20 protein-coding genes are annotated in these 14,418 nt (G+C 39.6%); 5 read left to right on the forward strand and 15 right to left on the reverse strand.

Going from position 1 to position 14,418, the window contains the following annotated elements:
• Positions 1-225: 225 nt before the first annotated feature.
• Positions 226-1,314 (forward strand): low temperature requirement protein A, encoded by a 1,089-nt coding sequence (locus tag NYE29_RS33335; RefSeq protein WP_340899375.1) that lies wholly within the window; start codon positions 226-228, stop codon positions 1,312-1,314.
• A 21-nt stretch (positions 1,315-1,335) separates the two neighbouring features.
• On the opposite strand, the gene pyk is transcribed toward NYE29_RS33335, so the two are convergent.
• Positions 1,336-2,412 carry a pyruvate kinase gene (pyk, locus tag NYE29_RS33340; RefSeq protein WP_340899377.1) on the reverse strand — a complete coding sequence of 359 codons (1,077 nt, stop codon included), beginning with the start codon at positions 2,410-2,412 and terminating at the stop codon, positions 1,336-1,338.
• A 132-nt stretch (positions 2,413-2,544) separates the two neighbouring features.
• On the opposite strand from pyk, the gene NYE29_RS33345 reads away from it, so the two are divergent.
• From NYE29_RS33345 to nfi, 4 genes are all read left to right on the forward strand, one after another.
• Complete coding sequence (locus NYE29_RS33345) at positions 2,545-3,432, forward strand: fructose bisphosphate aldolase (RefSeq protein WP_340899380.1); 888 nt, start codon at positions 2,545-2,547, stop codon at positions 3,430-3,432.
• A 149-nt stretch (positions 3,433-3,581) separates the two neighbouring features.
• Entirely contained in the window at positions 3,582-4,271 is a 690-nt protein-coding gene (locus NYE29_RS33350; RefSeq protein ID WP_340899381.1) for a Crp/Fnr family transcriptional regulator, read from the forward strand.
• An 80-nt stretch (positions 4,272-4,351) separates the two neighbouring features.
• A complete protein-coding gene (locus tag NYE29_RS33355; protein ID WP_340899880.1) occupies positions 4,352-5,191 on the forward strand; it encodes a DNA alkylation repair protein in 840 nt (279 codons plus the stop codon).
• 73 nt (positions 5,192-5,264) lie between these two features.
• Positions 5,265-5,942, forward strand: coding sequence for a deoxyribonuclease V (gene nfi, locus NYE29_RS33360; RefSeq protein WP_076110587.1), 678 nt, complete (start codon positions 5,265-5,267; stop codon positions 5,940-5,942).
• 52 nt (positions 5,943-5,994) lie between these two features.
• On the opposite strand, the gene NYE29_RS33365 is transcribed toward nfi, so the two are convergent.
• The 14 genes from NYE29_RS33365 to NYE29_RS33435 all read right to left on the reverse strand — a co-directional run bounded on the left by NYE29_RS33365 (position 5,995) and on the right by NYE29_RS33435 (position 14,116).
• Positions 5,995-6,681, reverse strand: a complete 687-nt coding sequence (locus NYE29_RS33365; protein ID WP_340899382.1) for an Imm3 family immunity protein — start codon at positions 6,679-6,681, stop codon at positions 5,995-5,997.
• A gap of 228 nt (positions 6,682-6,909) precedes the next feature.
• A complete protein-coding gene (gene imm48, locus NYE29_RS33370) occupies positions 6,910-7,347 on the reverse strand; it encodes an Imm48 family immunity protein (RefSeq protein ID WP_340899383.1) in 438 nt (145 codons plus the stop codon).
• Between the two features lie 36 nt (positions 7,348-7,383).
• A complete protein-coding gene (locus NYE29_RS33375; RefSeq protein ID WP_340899384.1) occupies positions 7,384-7,887 on the reverse strand; it encodes a hypothetical protein in 504 nt (167 codons plus the stop codon).
• Positions 7,888-8,084: 197 nt separating this feature from the next.
• The gene (locus tag NYE29_RS33380) at positions 8,085-8,573 is read right to left on the reverse strand and encodes a hypothetical protein (protein ID WP_340899385.1); all 489 of its coding nucleotides are present in this window, start codon (positions 8,571-8,573) and stop codon (positions 8,085-8,087) included.
• A 6-nt stretch (positions 8,574-8,579) separates the two neighbouring features.
• Positions 8,580-8,750, reverse strand: a complete 171-nt coding sequence (locus NYE29_RS33385) for an SUKH-3 domain-containing protein (protein ID WP_340899387.1) — start codon at positions 8,748-8,750, stop codon at positions 8,580-8,582.
• Complete coding sequence (locus NYE29_RS33390) at positions 8,747-9,214, reverse strand: DUF6985 domain-containing protein (protein ID WP_340899388.1); 468 nt, start codon at positions 9,212-9,214, stop codon at positions 8,747-8,749. The genes NYE29_RS33385 and NYE29_RS33390 overlap by 4 nt, the downstream gene beginning before the upstream one ends.
• Positions 9,215-9,231: 17 nt before the next feature.
• Positions 9,232-9,804, reverse strand: coding sequence for a hypothetical protein (locus tag NYE29_RS33395; RefSeq protein WP_340899390.1), 573 nt, complete (start codon positions 9,802-9,804; stop codon positions 9,232-9,234).
• Between the two features lie 354 nt (positions 9,805-10,158).
• Positions 10,159-10,734, reverse strand: coding sequence for a hypothetical protein (locus NYE29_RS33400; RefSeq protein WP_340899391.1), 576 nt, complete (start codon positions 10,732-10,734; stop codon positions 10,159-10,161).
• Between the two features lie 57 nt (positions 10,735-10,791).
• Entirely contained in the window at positions 10,792-11,292 is a 501-nt protein-coding gene (locus NYE29_RS33405; RefSeq protein WP_340899392.1) for a hypothetical protein, read from the reverse strand.
• Between the two features lie 78 nt (positions 11,293-11,370).
• Positions 11,371-11,640: a hypothetical protein gene (locus NYE29_RS33410; protein WP_340899393.1), complete on the reverse strand. Its 270-nt coding sequence runs from the start codon at positions 11,638-11,640 to the stop codon at positions 11,371-11,373.
• Positions 11,641-11,707: 67 nt separating this feature from the next.
• Positions 11,708-12,337: a hypothetical protein gene (locus tag NYE29_RS33415; RefSeq protein WP_340899394.1), complete on the reverse strand. Its 630-nt coding sequence runs from the start codon at positions 12,335-12,337 to the stop codon at positions 11,708-11,710.
• Between the two features lie 77 nt (positions 12,338-12,414).
• Entirely contained in the window at positions 12,415-12,837 is a 423-nt protein-coding gene (locus NYE29_RS33420; protein WP_340899395.1) for a hypothetical protein, read from the reverse strand.
• A gap of 10 nt (positions 12,838-12,847) precedes the next feature.
• Complete coding sequence (locus tag NYE29_RS33425; protein ID WP_340899396.1) at positions 12,848-13,264, reverse strand: hypothetical protein; 417 nt, start codon at positions 13,262-13,264, stop codon at positions 12,848-12,850.
• A 498-nt stretch (positions 13,265-13,762) separates the two neighbouring features.
• Entirely contained in the window at positions 13,763-14,116 is a 354-nt protein-coding gene (locus tag NYE29_RS33435; RefSeq protein ID WP_340899398.1) for a hypothetical protein, read from the reverse strand.
• Between the last annotated feature and the right edge of the window lie 302 nt (positions 14,117-14,418).

Genomic DNA, 14,418 nt, shown 5'->3' on the forward strand with positions numbered 1-14,418 from the left:
ATCACGTATATATAGTTTACGACATAACAGCAAAAAACTCATTACGATACCGCAATGTATATAAGGAATTATATCGGTATTACATATGCTGATTCTTCTAATAACGGATACGCTAAAGGGTCTAAATATTTGCTTATTTTTTAAGTAATTGTGTGCTAATATATTCTGATGAAACATCACCAGTCTCCATACCTATTCTGCAGAATCCGAGGGGGCTTCCTAACAATGCATGAGAAAAAGGTTTCTTGGCTAGAGCTTTTTTACGATTTGTTATTTGTAGCTGCTGTTTCCAAAGCTACCCATGTATTGCTGCATGTCGAGCATAACAGTATTTCCGTTGAGCATCTGGTGAAATTCATCCTGATTTTCGTTCCGATTTGGTGGGCTTGGGTAGGGCAATCCGTATACATCAACCGATTCGGCCGTGACAGCAATGCGCAACGGCTCTTTATGATCGTGCAGCTGTTTTTTGTTTTGATCATGACCGCCAGTCTTGATGTGGACTTTGATGCGAATTATTTGCCGTTTTTTGTCGGATATATCGGTTTAAGGAGCTTAACCGCCGTCCAGTATGTGCTTTCTTCGCAGACAGAGGCTGCACATAAGCAAAAAACAGCCCGTTTCTTAGGAGCCTCCTTTGGGCTGGGAATCGTTATCTCCTGCTTTTCCCTCTTTTTTGACTCCTCAGTACGGTATTTGTTTCTATATGCAGGCATTGCTGTGGACATTATTGTACCTCTGCTCGGACGAAAGATTTTGGTCAAGACGCCTATTCATACTGCGCATTTATTAGAACGATTTGCGTTGTTCACCCTGATTCTGCTTGGTGAGTCGGTAGTCAGCATGCTGTCTGTCCTGCAATCCTATAAATTCACAGGATCTTCTGTTTTTTTTGCGGCCCTGGCTTTTCTATTAGTGATAGCCATCTGGTGGCAATACTTCGAGAATGTGGAGAAGCACGTAGACAAATCGAAACAAACGGCAGGACAGAGCCTCATATACGGGCACTTATTTATTTATTTTTCACTCAGTATGATTGCCGCTTCCATACAACTTCTCTTTATAGATCAATTGGAGTACGTATTTATGCTTTGTTTTGCCTTTGGCTCTGTGCTGATCTATTATATTTCCGTGATGTTCATACTCTATCAGTACAAATTTAATCATCTTAGACCCAGCTTCACCGTTATTACTCTGTTAACCGGCATTCTTTGTGCCCTGTTTACCCTGGACCTATTTATAGCGGCTTCTCCACATCTTATATTAGGCGAGTTGATGTTGTTCTTCATCATTTTTGCCAAAGCAACGGCTTGAAATAGGGTTATCTGTGTCCCTTTACAGATTATCAAATAGGGACTCGGAGCAAATTTCCTCTAGTGAAAAACCGTTTTTCCCTTGCTCCCGCATGTTCTCTGCAAATTGGGCTACTGTATTCAGGGCTCTTGTGCTCTGCACAGGATAATGACCAACCGAGCTCTCAGCTGACAGCATCACGGCATCGCTCCCGTCCATTACGGCCTGAGAGACATCTGTTACCTCTGCGCGCGTCGGAACCGGATGATCGACCATGGACTGCAGCATTTGGGTGGCCGTAATTACATAGGTCTTCGACAGGCTGCACTCGCGAAGAATCGCTTTCTGAATAAAGGGGATACGTTCAAAAGGCAGCTCCACGCCAAGATCTCCGCGCGCAATCATGATTCCCTCGGACGCCTCCATGATGGATGGAAAGTTACGCACGGCATGAATAGTTTCGATTTTAGAAATAAGGCCAGGTTGACTATATTTCCCCAGTGAAGCTACATACTCTCGAATTTCCTCCAAATGCGACGCCTCACGGATGAAGGAACACGCAATCCAATCCACATGATGCTCCAGCAGAAACTGAAGATCCCGTTTGTCTTTTTCCGTAATGGCCGGCAAGTGAAGTACCGTTCCTGGAAGATTAACGCCTTTTCGGCTGCCGATCATTCCACCGACTATAACCCTTGTAGTGATCCTAGACGGATGCTTGTCCGTCACCTCAAGCTTGACTTCCCCGTCGTTGATTAAAATAGTCGCTCCTTGTAAAATATCTTCCATTACACCAGGATTATCGAGCGCTGCGCGTTCCCGGCTTCCTGGTTCATCAGACTGGTCAAGGAAAAACGTTTGGCCCTCATCTAAGCGAATCGCGTCCCCTTTTACGTTCTTCAGACGGATTTTCGGTCCCTGCAAGTCACCCATAATCCGCACGGGCTGTCCCGATTCGGCAGCGGCTGCCCGCAAAGCTTCGATTACCCGCTCATGCTCTTCATGGCTCCCGTGCGACATATTGAGCCGGGCAATCGACATCCCGCTCAGCAGCAGTTCCTTGAGAACAGCAGGAGAAGAACTAGCCGGACCTATCGTGCAGATCAAATCAATACTCATGTGAACTCACCTCTCATACTTGATTGGCTTCCCTGTCTTTTCCTTTAGTTTGCATTGTTCGTTTATTCTAACTAAACTATACATGATTGAAACAGTTACCATTCACTTTATGGAAGGGAAGGGGAAACGACCATGAATACGAAACAATTGGACCGGATTCACACGGGAAAGGGCTTCATTGCAGCTTTGGATCAAAGCGGTGGAAGCACGCCTAAAGCACTGCTGCAATACGGTATTCAGGAAGACCGCTATTCCAATGAAGAAGAGATGTTTGAACGGGTTCACGAAATGAGAACACGTATTATAAAGAGCTCAGCGTTTGATTCCAAGCACATTTTGGGTGCTATTCTTTTTGAGAACACGATGGATCGTTTCATTGACGGGCAATTAACCGCCGATTATCTCTGGGAAGAGAAAGGCATTGTGCCTTTTTTGAAAATCGATCAAGGTCTGGATGAACTTGAAAATGGGGTTCAGCTCATGAAGCCTATTCCCGGATTGGATGACCTCCTGAAGCGCGCAGTGCAGAAAAAAATCTTCGGGACCAAGATGCGCTCGCTGATTAAGGAAGCAAATCCCGAAGGCATTCAAAAAGTTGTCGAGCAGCAGTTCATCATTGCTAAGCAAATTGCAGGTTATGGTCTGGTGCCGATCATCGAACCGGAAGTGGATATCCACAGCGCAGATAAGGGACAAGCTGAGAAGCTTTTAAAACATGAGCTCTCCACTCAATTGACCGCCCTTGGCAAAGATGTAAAGGTCATGCTAAAACTGTCCATACCGACTGAGGACAATTTCTACAGCGATTTGATTGAAGATCCGCATGTGGTACGGGTCGTGGCTTTGTCAGGAGGCTATTCCCAGGCTGAAGCCAATGACAAGCTGGCACATAATCATGGACTGATCGCCAGCTTCTCCCGCGCTTTATCGCAAGGGCTCAGTGATCAGCTATCGGACGATGATTTCAATGCTATGCTCGCAAAATCCACACAGGATATTTACGAAGCCTCCATCACCTAAGGATGGCTATCGGATACAAAATAAACCCCGGGCTTTTATGCAGCCCGGGGTTCATTTATACCGCAGAGCCGTGATTTACATAGTTTGTTCCGTCGGAACTTTGGCTCGATTATGGTATGGTAATACCAATTACATGCCAAGGAGGATCCATGGATAGCATCCAGTATTTATCCCAGTTTAATCTTCTGAATAATCTGTCCACTGAGGACTTTATGGAGATGGAGGAGATGACTTCCATTACAGCAGTCCCGGCGAATACATTGATCCAGACACCGTCGACATTTACAGAAGGTTTGTTTTTTGTCAAAAAGGGCAAGGTTCGCCTTTACCAGCTGAGCAGCACAGGCAAGCAATTTACGCTCGATATTCTGAGTGAAGGAAATGTTTTTGGCGAAATGGCCGGCATCTCGCTGGGGACAAGAGAGCTCTTTATAGACACGCTGGATGATTGCGATATTTGTCTGATGAATAAAGACCGCTTCGAAGGGTTCCTGCTGAGCCGGCCCCGTTTCATGTTGAACCTGATACAGACGTTAAGCAGCCAATTTAATGAAATGGGCAGTCTGATGTTGCAGTTGGCACTTGGGGATTTGCGGTTTAGGCTTGCGCATATTCTGCTGCGTTTGTCCCGCAGGTTCGGCTGTGAAGAGCAGGACGGATTATCCAGGATCAACCTGTCCTTATCCCACCAGGAACTCGCTAATATGGTTGGAGCCACCCGTGAGGCAGTAAGCGGCGTCCTGCGGCAATGGAACAGGGACGGCCTGGTCCAGACAGGCTTTAAAACGGTCCGCATCCATCCGCAGCGACTTGAGAAGTTGATATCAGATCGTCTTTAAGCTGTAATCTGCATTACATCCTCCATGCGGTTGCTCAGGGTATTTTAAGGAAAGCAACCCATGAGGAGGTACTTTTTTTGATGAACGAAACGGCTTCACTTCCCGCAGATATCCTTAAGCGCAAAGGCGCCAACAAGGCTGCGGATATTCCGCAAAATGTACTGGAACTCTTAAATCAAGGTCTTATTGAGAGCGTCAATCTGACAGAATGGCTGGCAGTGGATCACCGGGCGTTATTGTCCATTGTGCTGAACACCTCCGGTCTTTCACATGAAAAAGAGGTAATGCTGCCAGCTTTAAATAAGCTTAAAGAAGACAAGCCGATGAAGATGATTCCGGCCATTGCAGCGCAGTGGCATCGCCTGCTGAGCGAGTTGCCCGAGACCGGGCGTGGCCAATTGTTCGCCATGCTGGCGTCACACCGCTCCGACAGCGTCCGCTGTTGGGCGGCTTATATCGTCGGAGTCACTCCAGATATGGATATTGCCGGCATACTGCAGCATATCCGCCCGTTTGCTGCCGATTCCCATTTTGGAGTGCGTGAGATTGCCTGGATGGCCGTAAGAGCCCACATCTCAGCCAATCTGGAGGCAGCCATCACCCTCTTGGCGAAATGGGTCCGGGACGAAGACGCAAATATCCGCAGATTTGCCGTGGAGTCGACACGTCCCCAAGGCGTCTGGGCAAAGCACATACAAGCTTTGAAAGAAAACCCAACACAGGGGCTTCCACTCCTTGAACCCCTTCGTTCCGATCCGGTCAAATATGTGCAGGACTCGGTGGCTAATTGGCTGAATGACGCCAGCAAAAGCCAGCCGGATTGGGTGCTGCAGCTTTGCTCCGACTGGCTGGAGGCCTCTGACACGAAGGAAACGAAACGTATTACTGAGCGGGCGCAACGGACCCTTAGACGCAAGTAAAGCGGTGACGCAGTTTGCATTTTCTAAAAACAAATCTCTGTATATTCTAATGTTCGAAAATGAGGGATACAACATGGAACCAAGATTAAATCATTCATGGATTCTAACGGAAACAGAAGCAATATTATTACAGCAAAAGTTATCCTTAAAAGTTATAAAAGAAGATCTATTTGCTGAAATTCGTTATATCGCTGGAGTAGACGTGGCATATAGTGAACAACGTGACTTGCTGATCGCCGCAGTAGTCATTTTAGAAGCAAACTCATTAAACATAGTAGAATCAGTGGTGGTTGAAGATTCTGTTCAATTCCCTTATATCCCCGGACTGTTTTCGTTCAGGGAGCTTCCCCCTTTAGTTAAAGCATTTAAGCAGATCAAGACCGCTCCTCAGTTAGTTGTCTGTGATGGTCAGGGGATTGCCCACCCGAGGCGATTTGGTCTGGCCAGTCATTTAGGTGTTCTATTTGATATTCCTACAATTGGTTGTGGAAAAACCAGGTTATTAGGAGAGTATGATGAACCCAATTTAACAAGAGGATCTATTTCACCACTGCAAGATCAAGGAGATATTATCGGAAATGTTCTTAGAACACAGAATAATGTTAAGCCTATCTTCGTCTCCACTGGTCATCGTATTTCATTAGATACCGCTTGTGAATGGGTTCTACACCTATCACCCGATTATCGTTTGCCAGAGACAACACGTCAGTCAGACCAACTTGTTAAAAAGGCTTTAGCAAGTATCGAATAAACTTTATTCAGGGCGGATTGCCGCCCTGAATATGTTATCCTGTCTTCATTTTCTAACCCCCCGTTAACATCAACAAGTTGCTGATTCGGATAGACAGATCTACCTTCTCATTTTCTGTTAACTGTGCACCTACATCATTTATATCGAACTGTTCCAGCTCCTTTGTGATTTCTACAAATTGTTCATTTCCCTTAATATCATATCTAATTAGTAACTCTACAAGCGTAGTTTTAACAACAATATTTTCGCTAAGCGTATTCGTACATTCACGTTCAAAACGCTCCAAGACTTTCTCTATCATTTCATTTTTATTATTCACTTTATTCATAATGATCCCAAAGAAATTCTTAACTTCTTTCTCCATTTCATGGTAATACCATCTTGTGTATGGGCAATAATCTACTGGAATATTATCAATTTCATCCAGTACCATATCTCTGCGCTCTAATATATCCTTATACTCATCAGGAGTTGTTTCAATTTGAAGCTTATGTACATCTAAAGAATTTAATGCCTCGACTATTCTTTCTTTTGCTTTAATGAATATTTTTGAATGCGTTAAGCAGATTCTTCCTTCTGAAATATATACAACAGCCTTCTCCATTTCCCCTCTACTTTGCACACCAAAATATGCATCAGCTGTACAGGCAATGGCTTCAGCATCGCTCATCTTCTCGCTTTTATAATCAAAATATATTTCATAAAACGCACCAAATAATGCTTCATAATTTCGTCTCACCTATCTGTCTCCTTTATTCTCACCGTACGGATGATTAATTCGCAAGGTGTAATATCCCCCATTTGGGCGAGGACGTAACTACGGTGAATATTTGGACTTCCGGCCGCTGTTGTCCCCAGATTTCTTGATTTAACCCGCTATTTGCGGTGGAAATCCGGTGACAAAGGCGGTCGCTACCGCTCCTACAGTTCCAAAATCCCCCTCCCTCTATTATGATTGATGCATTTTTTATGCTTTCTTTTTTACTGTATTAATAACCTCTAGTATATTAGATCTCAAATCATCAAGCATATTTTTCTCATACTGATAGTGGCCATCTATTCCTCTATGAATTATTGCATTCATTACAGGATGATATTCTTTATGTGTTGCATGAATTAAATCCTCAGCAAAATCAACTGCTTGTTTTTCACTGTATTTAAACTCGTTAATTAGTAATGCTACTATAAGAGCATGAGCCTGTGGTTGGTTTAACTCGTCCCTTTGAACAATGGCATTTAGTGCACCAAAACAAAATGCTGCAATAACCTGCCTCTCAAGCTCAGATGTATCTTCAAATCTAATTCCGATGAGTTCAAATAGTTCATTTGAAAAAAGTCTTAGTTCACGTGATACGTGATTTACTTTTAATCCTTCAAATTCATGCGGGTTTAAAAAGTCAGTCATTATCTATCTCCTATCATAAAATATATTAATAAGGGTTTAGTATATGTATAACGTACCTTTGGGCCATCTTCCCGTCCATCCACATGGACAGTGCCCGAGTTTGAGAACTTCTAGCATTTCGCTAAAAAATTTTGGACAGCCTTTAAACCCGGCAAACGCACGTTCAATTCCTGCATTAAGCAATAACCAACTTAATGTATCACCGAACTCTTCTTTTATATTCCGCTCTTCAACACTATCATAAAGTTTAGCTATGGCTGTTTTATACTGTCGTGACTCTCTTACTGCAGCAACAATTGAATTGAAATTCCTAACACTATATCCTAATTTCCTCATAATAAAATCTGCAAGATTATCCCTACTCTTTGATATTACCTCCTCCCATTCATCTTTTTCGTCAAATCCCTCTGCTTTCTCCCACCCATCAACTTGTTGTACCGAACATAGTAAATCTATTTCTGCTAGTTTACCGCAATTTGTAAACCACTGAATATTCTCAAGCTCGTTCAATAACTCTTGACTAACTATTATCTCTTTCATTTAGGATTAAACCCGCTTTCCATCAATATTATTAAGAGTTTTCTGTCTGTGAAAGTGTTCCGCTTGATACGCTTTGCAAAAAAAGACTTAGCTCAACTCAAATTCCGAGTGGAGTAAGTCTGCCAGGCTAAATTTTGGCCTGCGGTACTATGTATTAATCCTCAGGGAACAAATTTGGAAATCTATCTTGGTCAAGTTTAGGCAAAATAAGCAATAAGTCTGCCTTCGTCTGGATAATCACCATCCCATCCGCATGGAAAACCACCAGCCTTATAGATTCTAAAAACTTGTTCATAAAAATTTTCAACCTCACCGTTTATTGCACGATTGATTGCACAGTTTCTCAAATCCACTACAACAGTTTCAAAAAAATCGTGATAGGGGTGAGTTATTTGACTTCTAAGACCATCCGCTATTAATCCAGTTAATTCATCCAAACCCCTAGGTTTTTGGGAAGAATCTAATTTATATAACTTCCCCTTAACTTTTCCCATTTCAAGTTGTCTTATATCAGACCAAGTATACTCATCTTCACCAAAAACTTCAGTACCGGCTAGCCTTTTGGCCTCTTCATATTGATTAATTATAACTATATTTTGGGCTCTCGCTATTTTCGGGAAATCCATAATAGAATTAGAGAATTGAATAACTTCCTCAACTAAATTGCTGTATATTCCGTTCTTCATAACTTATCAAACCACCTTTGCCACAAGTCTAGGGTCTAGTGCATCAATCACTGAATCGAATACTTGATACCCCATCGCCTCTAAAAACTTTACTGTCTCGCTTAAATCAACCTTATTATTGGGGTTCCAGCCTGCTTGTATCAGTATTTCTCTGACATCATACGATAAGTTATTCAAATCGCAACATCCTGATAACCTACCTCAGTTACTTTTTCATTCAATAAACGAATTCCCACTCCATTCTCTATATCCCAGGTACAATCAAAAAGTATTCCGATATCTCGACCTTCATAAATCCCTGCATATGAAACAACAATTCCAACCAAAGTAATCATCTCAAGAAGTTGGCTGGTTGTTGCAACTAAGGGATAATACTCATTAAATTCAATATCATAACCCAGTTCATATCGTTTTTGTTGGTAATAGTCTAAAATGGGTTGCAAGAAGCTTTGCTGTAATTGCTGCCAGTTTTGCATTAATGATTGATACGCCGTATATTGATCTTCATCAAACTTGCCATCTTCTTCACCATCGATCATCAATGCAATCTCAGTTTCTTTTCCAAAAAAATGAATCGTAGTATCCTTAGCCCAAGTATAGTTATACTCAAGTTCACCAAAAATCGGATCGTTTATTGTCATTTTAAAGTCTCCTCGTTTTATTTATTGGTAAATTCTCCAGGTTCAAATGCCTTTGTTGTGCCGCCGATGATGATTCTGTAATCCTTACCTGTAATAATAAACTCGCTATTTAATTCAATGGATACGCCCTCATATTTTTCGCTAAGTATTTCTTTAAGTTTTAACTTATCTAACCCTTCCTGAACATATAAAAATAGGTCTTTAATATTTCGATTTATAGGGTCTAGGTACATCTCGACTCTTATAATATCATTTGAATTTCTTTCAATATTGCTTATTTTGTATACTACTTTCTCAACATCCCCCTCCACCTTTGTATCATTACCGAACATTTCACCTAGTGTTGAGTAGTTTGGTTGTCCACCTATAAATATTTCAACCAACCCTACAACTAACTCCTGAAAAGAACTTTCTGAAAATTTCACTTTTAACAATTCCCACGAGTTATCAACCATCCAGCTCATATCATTGAAATCATTATCACTATCGTCCAATACCCCAATAACTACAGGCTTTCTATAAAGAAACTTCACATTAATGCTTTCGTCATTATTTATAAACATTAAACTTCCTCCAATATTTCCTGCCAACTATTTCATTTCGATTGTATGCTATATTCTTCTATGTTGGGATTGGCCGTGACTACAGAGAATGTTTGGACTTCCGGCCGCTGTTAGGTTTGGATTTCCTGAAATAGCCGCGAATCGCAGTAGAAATCCAAACCTAAAGGCGGACGCTACCGCTCCTGCAGTTCCAAAATTCCCCTCCGCCACTTTTCCCTACATGTAATTCTCAAGTTCAATCTATATAGTCGAACTCGCTAAAACTTTTTATAATCTCCATAAATTCCAAACCATAAAAAGGCTCACTCCTAGCTCGTGATTCAAGTTGGAACAAACTTTTGAAAGGCTATCAAGCATGTTTTCCAAGCTTCAATTATTATCTTAATCGTCTTCTAAATGAGGGGCAATCGGGTATCCTGACGGATCAAACATATATTCAACACACGCTTTTTCATCAGAAAAAACCAGACTTACCATATCACCACCACCATAAGGTGAAGGGGGGACTATCATATTAATAATCCATGAGTACCCTTCAACATGTTCAAATTTCTCATAAAAAAATATTGACTCACCGTGATTAGGATTGATTACTCCCTCTAAATGATTCTCGTCATTATAACTTTGAGCAATTTGGAGCAATTTGTAAGTGGTTAATTTAGTGTTTATTTCAGACACTTTATTTCTATCAATTCCTAATATCCAAAAAGAAATAACTTTATGTTCATCAGAAACAACCAAAAGCTCTTCAAAATCCCTAAAGTCTAACTCAACAACCCAAGCGCCGCCCGTCAATGCAAAAAAATCTTCATAATACTGAACAGATTTATCTATGTCACTGTCAATGGTCGATGGAATGTAGTGTTTGTTATACCCCATGATGTGCTTGTTACGTTCATTGATGTACTCTTGTGCAATACTCAACGCTTGTGATGCAGAAAGTTTTGGATTAGTCATCTAAACCCCCCTTTCAAAATCATCCTATAAATTAATGGATTACTTATTTTCACAAAATCACTCTTTAAGCGTTAATTTAAAATCTTTATCAATAATTACAAGCTCATTGCTAACATTAACAAGTAAATCGGAGTAATTCTCCTCGACCCTGCATTTAAGTTCATTCATATGAGGCAGTACTTGCATATGTAAATAAATCTCTGTGATTTTGTGGCTATCAGAATCAAGAAACATTGTCACATTAGTAATGTCGTTTTCCTTCCGATTCACCTGATTAACAGTGTAGATAATCTTATTTTTGTCATCTACCCTCTTTTTCTCAATGCCGAACAGGCTACCTAAATTGATATAATTGGGATTCCCTTTTCTAAATATCGATACTAGATAAACTAACAAGCCGTCAAGAGGCTTTTCAAAGAAATTCTTTTGCAATGCTTCCCATTCATGATCTATAAAAGTGAACCAATTAGGGCTTACCGTTGAAGTATCAATCATCCCAGGTTTTGATCGTTCGTATAAATCTCTTTTTAAACCAACTTCGTCATTATTTGAATACACCATACTATCCTCCAACTTTATACAAAATGACGAAATCTTTTAATAAGTATTGGTTATTTCTTTATTCAAGATCTTTTCTTATTCTTTTTTTTGAAATATATACCTATCTTTAATATACCTGCGTTGCAAGAATTCTGTGAAAGTATCTGTAATCTTATAAAAACCATCCTTCTTTTTACCTTCTGAGTAAAAGTATACAGGTGGATTTTCCCCTTCATTTAATTCTAACAATTCATCCATAAAACATGATTCACCACGCAAAAAGGTATGATCAGTGCCGTTTCCCATTGTTTGAAGAAATTCAATATAAGCCATCGGTAATCTTTGATCGCTAATCATTTTACTCACATTAATTGTGAGACCAACTCATTTAAATATTTCAAAATGTTTCACCCTCATTAGAGTCATTTACTTTTTAGCTAAAATATTCATTTACTACTGCAGTTAATCGGTCGTTTCCTAACTCAATGTTAGTCAAATAATAAAGGAAATAATCTTCTACTTCACTTTGATTGAATAAACTCAGATATTGAAATGCAAGTAGTGTAGTATTATCTATTCCATAATTTTTTCCCACTTTTGTTTTTACATATTGAATCGCTTGATTAATAAATCTATTGTCTTTAGTTTTAAAGAGCACATTAAGAACGAATGTAATCTCACCCTCATTCTCTATCTCAAAAATCTCACGCACCTCATTCTCTTCTAATTCTTCCTGAAATAGCTGTTCCTTAACCAAATTAAATATTTTCAAAGCCTCTAACTCATCATTATAATAATCCTCCCAAAAACTTAGATAAGCAAATTGCTTCGGCAATAAAGCTGAGCTATTATTGGGCTTGTTCCACAATATCCAATCAGAGTTCACTTTATCGGATACAACTTTAAATAAAGAGATTGAATAAGGCACAACTTGATTGATATCATTTTCTACTCTGAAAAATTTCTCGCCATTTATGCTGGTTTCCACAGAATAAACTATATATTTTTTATTCATTGATAGATTCTCTGTTTTCTCTAAATCCTCTTTAAGGCATACTCTCATTATCTTACTCCTATAATATTCAAATCGACATCCAATTCTATTATCCGGAAAAAGGTCGTTTTCATTTGCTCTGAGATTTAACTTTTAAAAAACTTGAGATATTTAGTATTCTTTGGACTTCCAAAACATCTACCTTCTGATTTCCTATTGGCGATGCTGAAAAGTTCCTTCGCTGTTTCTAAATCACCTAGTTCGAAAGCAACTTTTCCAGAAATAAATTCCTTATCACCCGAATCTATGCGATCAAATCCAGTTAAAAATATTTTATCTGCCCACAGTTTTGCTTTCTTAAGATCATTTATAATTAAACAAGTAGCAATAACATCCTTCACCAAATGATAGCTTTCTTCACAATATATCCCCTTTGGGTCGGGTATTAAATTCCAAGCCTCTTCTAACAAAGAAATAGAATCTTCATGATTTCCATTATTAAATTGTTCATTACTTTCATTCACAAGACTTTCAAACTTTTCATTGATTGGTGATTGCAAAGTAGCCATATTAACCTCCTCAAATCATATCTTTAATCAATTCAAAATACTTATCATCTTCACTAAAATAAATTTTGTATCCTTCTAACATGTAAGCTCTTAACAGATAGTCTTTAGCTTTAGCAAGCTTCCCACACTCGAACAAACTCTCTCCTAGTCTCAGTAAAATAAATGGATTTGAAATCCCATCTGGACAGTTTAAAGCATTATAAAAATTACTTTTGGCCATTTCATAGCTATTGTTATGAAAATAAGCGTCGCCTAATGCTGTATAAATCCATGTACTTGTTTCCCAGTTGTTCTTCGGTAACGGAACCAGTTCCAGAGCGGCAGTATAACTCTCGATAGCTTTAATAATTTGTCCTTTTTCAGTTAAAGCATCTCCCTCTTTACACAATTGTAAAATTTGTTTATATACTTGATCATCTAGTTCCATTAGCAGTCCCTCCAATGATTATTTATCTGGTGGCAAATAGGTTTCAGTTAACTTCGCATCTGCAGATCGGTTCAAACTATAATGATCTATTACATAATTATCGGAGTTAAGCATCCATTCCCTAACTTCTGGGGACTTTGCACCATAATATCTCACCGTATTGCTCCACCACGAGACAACGTCAGTTAGATGAGCCATGGCTGCTTGATCTAGAGGACACTTCAGATGTATTTCCCCGTCAGGACTGTGCCATCTTTTGCCCTACTAAAGAAAAGATGATAACTGTCTAGGGCCTATATCCATCGGGGCTGTGAGAAAATAAAGGTAACAAAAAACAGATCAATCATGGTGGTATCTGACCATAATTGATCTGTTCATCTTAACGCTATTGTATTTAGGGTATAAAATTCAAGCTTTAATGTGCTTACAAACAAAATGAAGAAATCCTTATACGGATATTAAATGGAATTAAGGTACTGGGTAGCCCCACTGACACCCCTATGAACCATTCATTGGAACATATGCAATGATTTCCCCATCAGGATATTTGCCTTCCCACCCACATGGCCATCCACCTGATTGATATATGTGAAACAACTTTTCATAAAAATTATCTTTTTTTCCGTTAATGAGACGATTAATCGCACATTTATAAAGGTCAGACTCTACTTCTGCAGCAATATCCCAATAATCCATGGGGATAAAATCCTCTGAATAGTTATCACTAGAACCGAAAATGTCAGACAATTCTTCATCCATTAACTTTAATTTATCATCATTCAATATAAAACCAAGTACAGAGCCACTTTCGTTATTTTTAATATCCTGCCATATCGTATCAACAACTGCCAAATCTTGAGACCAGGCTACTTCCTTGGCTCTTTCGAAATCCTCTATAATTTTGTATTTGTAAATGAATGGTTATTGTTTTTTTGAACAATTCACCATGTTTTATTAAATCAATTACCTCATTTACTATGTGATTATGTTCACCATAGTTCATCTATTTAATCACCTTTCTCATAATTCCTCAATAGACCCACCGCCTTCTCCCCAGAATGGGAATAAAGCAACCCCTTTTCAAGTTGAACTGGATAGCTGATTGTATAGCTTTACATAAATGTACTTCATGTAGCCCAAAACAAGTGTTTATC

The organism is Paenibacillus sp. FSL M7-1046 (assembly GCF_038007405.1).
Lineage (GTDB): Bacteria > Bacillota > Bacilli > Paenibacillales > Paenibacillaceae > Paenibacillus_AQ.